This window comes from Corallococcus sp. CA047B (genome assembly GCF_003612065.1).
GTDB lineage: Bacteria > Myxococcota > Myxococcia > Myxococcales > Myxococcaceae > Corallococcus > Corallococcus praedator.
In genome coordinates this window covers 1-9,968 of the sequence record NZ_RAWD01000332.1, presented here as the reverse complement: position 1 = coordinate 9,968, position 9,968 = coordinate 1, and the positions used below count along the sequence as shown (strand labels likewise).

The 9,968-nt window shown below is 69.2% G+C and carries 8 protein-coding genes and 1 pseudogene; 6 read left to right on the top strand and 3 right to left on the bottom strand.

Annotated elements, in window-relative coordinates; translation table 11 throughout:
- Together D7X74_RS34410 and D7X74_RS34405 are read left to right on the top strand one after the other, a co-directional pair.
- On the top strand, positions 1-723 hold a 723-nt coding region (locus D7X74_RS34410; RefSeq protein WP_147446783.1), incomplete at its 5' end, for an RluA family pseudouridine synthase.
- Positions 724-753: 30 nt separating this feature from the next.
- Positions 754-3,327: a penicillin-binding protein 1A gene (locus D7X74_RS34405; RefSeq protein WP_120537232.1), complete on the top strand. Its 2,574-nt coding sequence runs from the start codon at positions 754-756 to the stop codon at positions 3,325-3,327.
- Between the two features lie 30 nt (positions 3,328-3,357).
- Here D7X74_RS34405 and pyrF read toward each other — a convergent pair whose 3' ends face one another.
- The gene (pyrF, locus tag D7X74_RS34400) at positions 3,358-4,215 is read right to left on the bottom strand and encodes an orotidine-5'-phosphate decarboxylase (RefSeq protein WP_120537233.1); all 858 of its coding nucleotides are present in this window, start codon (positions 4,213-4,215) and stop codon (positions 3,358-3,360) included.
- A gap of 11 nt (positions 4,216-4,226) precedes the next feature.
- Positions 4,227-4,988, bottom strand: coding sequence for an SDR family NAD(P)-dependent oxidoreductase (locus D7X74_RS34395; protein WP_120537231.1), 762 nt, complete (start codon positions 4,986-4,988; stop codon positions 4,227-4,229).
- Between the two features lie 141 nt (positions 4,989-5,129).
- On the opposite strand from D7X74_RS34395, the gene D7X74_RS34390 reads away from it, so the two are divergent.
- Positions 5,130-5,525 (top strand): response regulator, encoded by a 396-nt coding sequence (locus tag D7X74_RS34390; protein WP_120537230.1) that lies wholly within the window; start codon positions 5,130-5,132, stop codon positions 5,523-5,525.
- A 3-nt stretch (positions 5,526-5,528) separates the two neighbouring features.
- On the opposite strand, the gene D7X74_RS34385 is transcribed toward D7X74_RS34390, so the two are convergent.
- On the bottom strand, positions 5,529-7,349 hold the full coding sequence (locus D7X74_RS34385) for a hypothetical protein (RefSeq protein ID WP_120537229.1): 1,821 nt from the start codon (positions 7,347-7,349) through the stop codon (positions 5,529-5,531).
- 62 nt (positions 7,350-7,411) lie between these two features.
- Between D7X74_RS34385 and D7X74_RS34380 the strand changes: the two genes are divergently transcribed.
- From D7X74_RS34380 to D7X74_RS34365, 3 genes and pseudogenes are all read left to right on the top strand, one after another.
- A complete protein-coding gene (locus tag D7X74_RS34380) occupies positions 7,412-7,771 on the top strand; it encodes a hypothetical protein (RefSeq protein WP_120537228.1) in 360 nt (119 codons plus the stop codon).
- Between the two features lie 62 nt (positions 7,772-7,833).
- Positions 7,834-8,517 carry a pilin gene (locus tag D7X74_RS34375; RefSeq protein WP_120537227.1) on the top strand — a complete coding sequence of 228 codons (684 nt, stop codon included), beginning with the start codon at positions 7,834-7,836 and terminating at the stop codon, positions 8,515-8,517.
- A 942-nt stretch (positions 8,518-9,459) separates the two neighbouring features.
- Positions 9,460-9,968 (top strand): annotated as a pseudogene (locus D7X74_RS34365) (hypothetical protein); the annotation flags it as partial.

Genomic DNA, 9,968 nt, shown 5'->3' with positions numbered 1-9,968 from the left:
CCCCCTCCCCCGCCGGTGGACCCCAGCCGGCTGGTCATCCTCCTGGAGGACGACTGGATGATGGCCGTGGACAAGCCCAGCGGCATGGCCGTCCATACCGGCAGCGGCATCACCGGGGGGACCCTGGTGGACTACGTCCGGGCCTACCTGGGCCCCAAGGCCACCCGCAACGACTTCACCGCCTCCCCCGCCCACCGCCTGGACCGGGAGACCTCCGGCGTCATCCTGGTGGCCAAGCGCCGCCCGGCGATGGTGCATTTCACGGAAATCTTCACGAATGGCCACCCGAAGAAGCGCTACCTGACCCTGGTGAAGGGGAAGATGCCCAAGGATTCAGGGGTCATCGACCTGCCGCTCGCCGAGCACCAGCAGACGGCCGAGTCCAAGTCCCGTCGGGGAGTCAACATGCAGGCGGCGGTCACCCGGTGGAAGGTCGTGCGCCAGTCGAGCGAGGCAGCCCTCCTCTCCTGCACCATCGAGACCGGGCGCACGCATCAGATAAGAAGGCACCTGGTCGCCGTGGGTCACCCGGTGGTGGGTGACAAGAAGTATGGCGACTTCGCCCTCAACCGCGACGTGCGGGCGCGATGGGGGCTCAAACGTCTGTTCCTGCACGCCGAGCGCATCGAATTTCCGCACCCCGAAGATGGCAGGAAGGTCGTCGTGGAGACTCCGCTCCCGCCAGAGCTGACGGATGTGCTGAAGCGGGCGGCGCTCCTCTAAGCCTTGAGCCCAGGACTCGACAGAACACGCATGGCCGATCCGAAGACTGACCGCAGCCGCTCCAAGCTGGTGCTCGACGGCGTTCCGCCCAAGCGCAACATCCTCGTGCGCCTCCTGAAGCTCACCGCCGTGCTGGGCCTGATGGGCGCCACCGCGGCGGTGCTGGCCGTGGTGGGCGCCTACTACATCTTCTCCGACGGGCTGCCCGCCATCCCGAAGGTGGACGAGTACTGGCCGCCCATCGTCACGGAGGTCTACACCGACGACGCCGTGCTCGCGGGCGAGTTCTACAACGAGCGGCGCAAGGTGGTGCCCTACGAGCGCATCCCCAAGCGGCTCGTGCAGGCGTTCATCGCCAGCGAGGACTCCAGCTTCTTCGACCACTTCGGTGTGGACGTGCTGGGCACCACGCGCGCCGTCACCAAGACGGTGCTGACGAAGCTGGGCCTGCGCGGCGGCGGCGTGCAGGGCGGCTCCACGCTCACGCAGCAGACCGCGAAGGCCGTCCTCATCTCCGCGGAGGGCTACAAGGAGGCCACCGCGAAGACGCCCAAGCGCAAGATTCGCGAGGCCATCCTCGCCTTCCGGCTGGAGCAGGCGCTGACGAAGGAAGAGATTCTGTACCTCTACCTGAACAACGTCTTCCTCGGGCACCACAGCTACGGCGTGCAGAGCGCGGCGGAGAACTACTACCGCAAGGACGTGCGCGACCTGACGCTGGGGGAGATGACCCTCATCGCGGGCCTGCCCCAGGCGCCCAGCCGCTACTCGCCCTTCCTCCGCCCGGAGTCCGCCAAGCGCCGCCGCAGCTACGTGCTGGGGCGCATGCTGACCGAAGGGATGATCTCCCAGGAGGAGCACGACACGGCGAACAACGAGCCCGTGAAGGTGTACCCGGTGGAGGACGTCTTCCACGAGTTCGCCCCGTACTTCGTGGAGCAGGTGCGCAAGGACGTGGTGGACCGCTACGGCAACCCCGTGCTCCTCAAGGACGGCCTGAAGATCTTCACCACCATGGACAGCGAGCGCCAGCGCGCGGCGCAGGACTCCGTGCTGGACGGCCTGATGTCCGTGGACAAGCGCCAGGGCTGGCGCGGGCCGGTGCAGCAGCTGACCACCGACGCAGAGCGCCGCGCCTTCATCGAGAAGTCCAAGAAGGCGATGGGCAAGGAGGAACTGGTCGACAACCGGCTCTACGTGGGTGTCGTCACCCATATCGACGATGACGGCAGGGGCGCGGACGTGCAGGTGGGACCGCACGCGGGCCGGCTGCCGCTGCTCGGCATGCGCTGGGCGCGCAAGGTGAACCCGGAGGGCTACTACCCGGCGATGATGATCACCTCCGTCAAGAAGGCCGTGGCGGTGGGCGACGTCATCGTGCTGCGCCACGTGACGAAGAAGGAACTGACGGACGACCGCGAGCAGTGGGACAAGAAGCTGGCGGAGGCCATCCCGGAGGAGGGCGTGAAGCTCTTCCGGCTGGAGCAGACGCCGGAGGCGCAGAGCGCGCTGGTCTCCATTGATCCGCACCGCCAGTACCTGACGGCGATGGTGGGCGGCTACGACTTCGACGACAACGAGTTCAACCGCGCGTTCCAGGCGTGCCGCCAGCCGGGCAGCTCCTTCAAGCCGTTCGTGTACTCGGCGGCGCTGGAGCAGCTGAACTGGACGGAGGCCACCATCATCGTGGACTCGCCCATCGTGGAGCACGACCCGGACAACAAGGTGTCGTGGAAGCCGGCCAACTACAGCGAGGAGTTCGTGGGTGACGTGCTGCTGCGCACGGCGCTGGTGAACTCCATGAACATCCCCGCGGTGAAGACCTTCGGCGCGGTGGGCGTGCACAACATGGCGGACTGGGCGAAGAAGCTGGGCCTCACCACGCCCATGAACATGGACTTCTCCGCCGCGCTGGGCTCCTCGTGCGTGTACCCGCTGGACCTGGCGAACGCGTACGCGACCTTCAACCGCTACGGCCGCAAGAAGCCCACGTACTTCATCCGCAAGGTGGAGGACCGCTTCGGCCGCACGCTGGAGGACCACACCGCCTTCGACGACGCGTGGGCGCCGCTGCAGGACCGCGTGGCCGCCGGCTACGCGCGCCTCTTCGAGCCGGGCGAGCAGGTGATGAGCTCGGAGACGGGCTTCATCCTCACGCACCTCTTGCGCGGCGTGGTGCTCCAGGGCACCGGTGGCCCCGCGCAGAAGCTGGGCAAGCCGGCGGCGGGCAAGACGGGCACCACCAACGACTCCTTCGACGCGTGGTTCTCCGCGTACACCAAGGACCTCGTGACGGTGGCGTGGGTGGGCTACGACCTGAACCCGCACCCGCTGGGCCGCTACGAGACGGGCGGCCGCGCGGCGCTCCCCATCTGGCTCAACTACATGAAGCGCGCGCTGGAGGGCCGGCCGCAGCCGGAGTTCTACCCCTGGCAGTCCATGGAACTGGCCCGGCTCTACATCGACAAGAAGACGGGCAAGGTGTCCCACCCGGGCGCCAAGGGCGCGGAGCTGATGTTCTTCAAGAAGGGCACCGAGCCGAAGGAGGCCGTGCCCGACAAGAACCAGGTCGGCGTGGATCAATTCATGATGGGCGCGCAGTAACCCGCGCGCCGCATCACCGGTAGCAACCCGTCAGGCGCCTTCGCGGAACACGCGCGAGGGCGCCTGATGTGCTTCCAGCGCTTCCTGGAGCGCGGCCTTGTCCGGCCCGGCCTCCAGCACCGAGCGCGCGGCGGTGGGCAGCACCTGCCGCTCGCGGCGGTAGAAGAGCTTCGGCAAATCCGCGAAGCCCGCGCCCTGCGAACCGATGCCCGGCGTGAGCAGGAGCGCGTCACCCAGGCGCTCCACCACGTCGCGGTCCGCGGGCGGCAGCGTGGCGCCCATCACCGCGCCCGCGGGCAGCACGCCGGGGCCCGCCTTCGCGTTGAGCTCCCGCAGGCCATCCGCCAGGGACTGGGCCACGGTGCGGCCGTCGGTGCCGGTGGCGTTCTGCACGGGCACGCCCTCCGGGTTGGACGAGCGCACGACGATGAAGGCGCAGGCGCCGTGGGCCCTCGCGCGCTCCACCGTCTTCGCGAGCGCGCCCAGGCCCAGGTACGCGGTGAAGGTGGCGGCGTCCACGTCGTACGCGCTGCCCCTGCCGAAGAGCGACTCCGCGTAGGCGTCCATGGTGGAGCCGATGTCGCCGCGCTTCACGTCCAGCAGCGTGAGGGTGCCGGCGGCGCGGAAGCGCTGGAGCACGCGCTGGAGCACGACGAGCCCTTCGGGGCCGTGGCGCTCGAAGAAGGCGCTCTGCGGCTTCACCACCGCGAGCCGCTCTCCGGCCGCGTCGGCCAGGCGGTCGCAGAAGTCGGACAGGCCCTGCGCGGTGTCCGGCAGGTTCCAGCGGGCGAGCACTTCGCGCGACGGGTCCAGGCCCAGGCAGAAGGGGGAGCGCGCGTCGGCGAGCCGGGCGAAGCGCTGGGCGAAGGACTCGGGCGTCGTCGTCACGGAGGGCTCCTTCACTTCAGCCGGCGCGCGGTGGCGTCGAACAGCGGGTTGGGCATCGCCTTGAGCACGCGCATGGAGGCGGACACCTGCCAGGGGAAGCTCACCTCCGACTGGCCCGCGAAGATGGCGCGGCCCATCAGCTCCACCGCGTCCTCGGTCTCCATGAGGAAGGGCATGGGGAAGCGGTTCTTCGCCGTCAGCTCGCTCTTCACGAAGCCCGGGAAGACGCAGGTGACGCCGACGCCGGTGCCCTTCAGGTCCACGCGCAGGCTCTCCATGAAGGTGGCGAGGAAGGCCTTGGACGCCGAGTAGGCCGCGTGGCCTGACAGCCCCCGGTGCCCCGCGAGGCTGGAGATGCCCACCACGTGGCCCCGGCGGCGCTCCACCATCTGGGGCAGCACCGCGCACAGCGTGGCGGCGGCGCCGGTGACGTTGGTGTCGATGATGGCGCGCGCCCTGTCCCAGTCCATGCGCTTGCCGTGCGTGGGGCCGCCCACGCCCGCGTTGGCGACGACCAGGTCCAGTCCGCCACACTCCGCGTCGATGGCGCGGATGCGCTCCTGGGCGGCCTCCGCGTGGGTGACGTCCATGACGACGGGCTCCACGGTGGCGCCCGCGGCCTGGGCCTCCGCCGCCAGGGCCTGCAGTTGGGACAGCCGTCGCCCGGTCGCGAACACGCGCAGGCCGTGCTTCGCCAGCCACAGCGCCAGTCCACGTCCCAGCCCGCTCGAGGCGCCTGTCACCAGCGCCGTCCGGTAGGTCATCTCCGCCATGCCGTCCTCCAGAGGGTGTCGCAGCGCCCGTCTTGTCGCACGGTTGCGCGTCCAAGGGCACGCAAAACCCCTGCCCCCGACCGCGGGACGAGGCGAAGTCCCCGGCCGGTGGACACCTTCCTGGGCGGAAGTGAGAGGCCCATGTCCTGGTGGAACAGCATCCTCGTGGTGGACGACGACCTGGACCTGCTGCGGGCCTACAAGGAAGCCCTGGAGCTGGACGGGCACACGGTGGTGCTGGCGCGCGACGGGGACGAAGCAATGCGCCTGCTCAACCAGGGCCTGCGCCCGGCCCTCATCCTGCTGGACCTGCGGATGCCACGCATGGACGCCTGGGAGTTCCGCGCACGGCAGCGGGCGGACCCGGCGCTCGCCTCCATCCCCGTCATCGTCCTGTACGCGTTGTGCGCGGGGCGGGACGCCATGAGCGCCCTGGGGGTGGAGGGCTTCCTGGAGAAGCCCGTGGACCTGGACGTGCTCCTGCGCGCCGTGGCGCCCTACCTGACGCACGGCGGGTGGGACGTCCATCCGCAGTAGCTGTCAGCGGAAGGGTGGCGCCTGCTGTCCAGCGAACCACTGCTTCGCGTTCACCAGGTGCAGGCCGTTGTCGCCGGGCCTCAATTCGATGCCGCCGGTCACCGGTCCCAGCGTCGTCAGCAGGGCGCCCGTGATGTTGCCCTGCACGAGGTCCAGGTGGCCCTCCAGGGAGAAGCTGTCGCCCTTCGCCTTCAGCTCGCGCACCTGGAGACCGCGCTCGTCGATCTGCACCTGCCCCGTCACCTCCACCTTCGGGATGTTGAGCAGGGACGTGAGGAAGGCGGGCAGGCGCTTCGACGAGGTGATGAGCGCGACCAGCGGCTGCGTGTCGGTGAGCTGGCTTGAGAAGCGCGCGGACAGCACCGTGGGCGACAGCGTCAGGCTGGCGCGCGGCAGGCTGAACGTGCCGCTCCAGGCGCGGATGGGCACGGGGCCGTTCGAGGAGACATTGCTCAGCCGCAGCGTCGTGCCGGCGAGGCCCAGCTCCTTCATGTCCCACGACAGGTGCCGCGCATCCACCTCCACCTCCGCGCGCAGCAGGACCTTGTGCTTGCCCATGCTTCCGGACACGAGGTCGGTGTCCATGCGCAGCTCCAGCGCCTTGCGCGCCTTCGCCCTCTTGGAGCGTTCCTCGCTGCGCACCGTCACGTGCCCGGAGTCGATTTCAAGCGTCTGCTCCAGCCACGGGTTGAGCAGCCGCAGGTCCAACGGCCGGCTCTTCGCCACGTTCAGCTCCGGCTCCAGGTCGAAGCCCGGCTGCCCTTCGCGCCGCCGGGCGAGGACGGTGAGGGCCACCTCCGGCACCTCCACCCCGTTGCCCTTGGGCCCGGAGACCTTCACGGGCGCGAAGGCGATGTGCAGCTGTCCCGCGGGCTGTCCCGGGCGCTCCTCGTCCATGGACGCCTTGAGGCTCCAGGGGGCGCGCGCGCGCATGGGGCCCGCGCGCAGATCCAGCTCCGCGCCGCGGGCCTCCAGCCGGCTGCCCGGCTCCAGCGTGTTGCGCTGCATGCGCACGTCCAGGTCCAGCCGCCCGCTCCCGCCGCGCAAGGACACCGGGGCGCTTGGGCCCAGCAGGTCGTTCACCCAGTCCAGCGGCAACAGGTCCACCTTCACCTGGGCCTGCCCGCCAATGGCCTGGGAGAGGTCATAGCCCTGCTCACCCTGGAACGGCGCGTCCAGGCGGGCACTGGCGGACAGCGCCTCCAGGCGCGCGACCCGCTTGCCATCCACCTCCATGAAGCCCTCCGCCACGCGCACCGACGGCAGGTCCACCTGGAGGCGCTCACGGGACTGGAGGTTGAGGGCTCCATTCACGTCCAGCGCGCCGACGAAGCGCACGCGGCTGAAGTCCAGCTCGCGCACCCCGTGCAGCGTCACGTCCTCCAGGTTGATGACCCAGGGGCGCGCGTTCGGATCCGACGGTCCTTCTTCGGGCGCGGGTGAGGGCTCCAGGTGGAAGGTCGCCCCGTGCCCGTCGATGCCGTGCACGTCCACGCGCTTGCGCAAGAGGCCCGTCAGCGACATCCCGGCCGTCAGGGCATCCACCTCCACCTTCCACCAGCGTTCGGTGTCCTGGTTGGTGAGGGTGAAGCCCTTGAGGTGCAGCCGGCCCACGGGCCACAGCCACCAGGCGCGCTGCCACGACAGCTGCGTGCGGTCCGTCCCCCGGCGCATGATGGCCTGGACGACGCCGACGTTGAGCGCCACGTTGATCAGCACCTCCAGCACGACGACGCCCAGGAGGATCCACAGGGGGATGCGCCACCACCGCTTGTTCCTGCGAGGGGCTGCGTCCGGGGCATCCAGGGGCGAGGAGACGGTCATGGAGAGGCCGGGGAGCGTATCGCGGATGTCTGGGGCCGGATGGATTGGTAGAACGCCAGGGCATGGACGCGAACATCCAGAGTCACTTCGTCAACCTTCGCAGCGAGGACGCTGACTCCCGCTATGCCTCCTACCGGCACCTCATGGCCGTGACCGATGCGCCCGTGGACAAAGCCTTGCAGGCTGCCGTGGTGGACCGTCTGTCCCAGCGCTTCCGGGAGTGCTCCACGGAGAAGAACGGGACGCTGGTCCGTTACGACATCCTGGAGGTCTTCCGGAAGACCTACGACGTCGTGAAGGAAGACGCGCTCAAGCAGCTCGCGCTGTCGCTCATCGAGACCGAAGAAGATCCGAAGTACCGCAAGAAGTACGCGGGGCTGTGGAAGGACCTCGTGGCGAAGAAGCGCGCCGCGAAGGCTTGAGTCGCACTCCGCGTGACTCGATGACGTGAGGCGTTCTAGGGTCCCGCGCCCTGGAGGAAGTGATGCCCACGATGTCCGACGATGTTCCCGCCGCGCCGAAGAAGTCCGTACTGCCTGGGGTTGCCCTGGGTTTCGCCATCGCCAGCCTGTGTCTGGGTTGTTTCTGGCCGGTGGCCGTCGTGCTGTCCATTGTCGCGTTGGTGAAGGCAGGCAAGCCGGGGCAGTCCGGCAAGGGGCTCGCCATCGCGGCCCTCATCGTGTCGGTGGCCGCCTTCTTCTTCATCGGCATCCAGGCCGCCATCGCCATTCCCAACTTCATCCGGTTCCAGGCGCGCTCGAAGCAGGCGGAGTGCAAGGTGAACCTCAAGTCCATCTACCTCTCCGCGCAGGCGCGGCTCGCGGAAGAGCAGCCCCTGGGGTCCCTCACGGAGCTGGGCTTCGCGCCGGAGCCTGGCAACCGCTATGCCTACGTGCTGCGCCTGCCGGACTCCTTCATCCCGGTGAGCGAGCGCTTCACCGCGATCGACCCGACCGGAATCCAGACGGCTTTGGAGAACGCCGGCGTGGAGCCGGGCGTGCAGGGCGAATGCCCCGAATGCACCCTGACGGCCGTGTGCGTGGGCAATGTGGACAACGACGACACGCTGGATGTGTGGAGCATCTCCACCGCGGAGCGCACCGACGCGAAGGGCAAGGCCATTGCTCCCGGAGAGGTGTTCAACCACGTGAATGACGTCCAGGAGTAGGGCCACCCCGGGCGATTGACGCAGGCAGTGCGGAAGGCCTCGCGGCGAAGCAGCGCGCCGCGAGGCCTTTGCTTTTTCGAGGGGCTCATTCCGGCCGCTCTTTCCGCGGGGTCAGTGGACGGCGGGCTGCTCCTCGCTCGCGGCCGTCTCCTCCTCGGGTGGGGCCGCTGGCAGGGCGGGAACTGCTCGAAGGTCTTCAGGAACTGGCCGAGGAAGGGCATGAGGTTGTAGCCGTCGAAGACACCACGCGGGTGTCTTCGGTGATGCCCAGCGCATCCAGCGTGTCGAGCTGCGTGCCGTCCGGGTTGGCTCAGCAATGCAACACACCGCGCGGGCCTTGGGGTCGTCCACGTTCTCCGGCTCCTCCTCCGCGTTGAGGTGGTAGAGATTGCCGAAGAACTCATCGAAGCCGTGCACCGTGGGCAGGTACTCGTCGCGGTCGCCCAGGTGTTCTTGCCGAACTGGCCCGTGACATGGCCCAGCGGTTTGAGCAGGTCCGCGATGGTCGGATCCTCGGGCTGGAGGCCCAGCTTCGCGCCGGGCAGCCCCACCTTGGTGAGGCCCGTGCGGTACCCCATGGCTCCCTGGTGGTCGCAACTGGGATTGAACCAGCCGATGTCGTCTCCGAAGATGACCAGGATGTTCGGTTGCTTCCTCGCCTGTTTCTTCGCCATGGCTTCTCCTCCGCACGCGTCGTGGGTATCTGGATTCCAGAACGTCCCAAAGGTGCAGTGCCCTGCTGGCAAGGAGGAGGTGCAGGGGAACGGGAGGTCGTGACGGCTGCTTTCGCACGCGGCCTTGTCGCGGCCCTGGCGCTCGGTCCACTCGGCGGCCCTGTGTTGTCTCCGAGCCAACGCGTTCCCACCCTCCTGTGGAACGCTCTTCATCCGCCGAAGCCGGACCGACGGGAAGGATGGGTGGGTGATGCAGGGCAGACGGCTCATGGGTCCTGTGGAGGCGCTTCGCAACCTGTCGCTGTCGCTGGCGCGCCTCGCCGCGAGCGAGGCCGCGAGCGGCGCGGTGCACGGCTCAGCGGACGGGCTGCGCAAGGAGCTGCCGGAGTTCGACGGGCAGCTGCGTGCGCTCCTCGATGATGCGCTCACGGTGCTGGGGCGGCTGGCGCATGAGGCCGCCGAGCGCGAGCGCGTGGCGCCGACGGTCGCGGCCCATTCCCTGGCGGGGGCGGCCATGGCGGGGGCGCTGGAGGCGCTGTCGCGGGAGTGGAACGAGGGCGGCCTGCCCCTCCACGCCTTCGTGGTGCGTCTCAACCACCTCTTCGACGAGGCGTTGCTGTTCGCCCACTCCCGCACCGATGAGATCCGCAAGCCGGGGGAGCGCGCCCAGGCCATGGCGCGGGGCGTGGTGAAGGCGGCCACGGAGCAGCTTCACGAGTCCGTGCCGCTCCTCCTGGAGGATGCGCGCGCGCTGGCCCCGCTGGGGGAGGAGGTGGC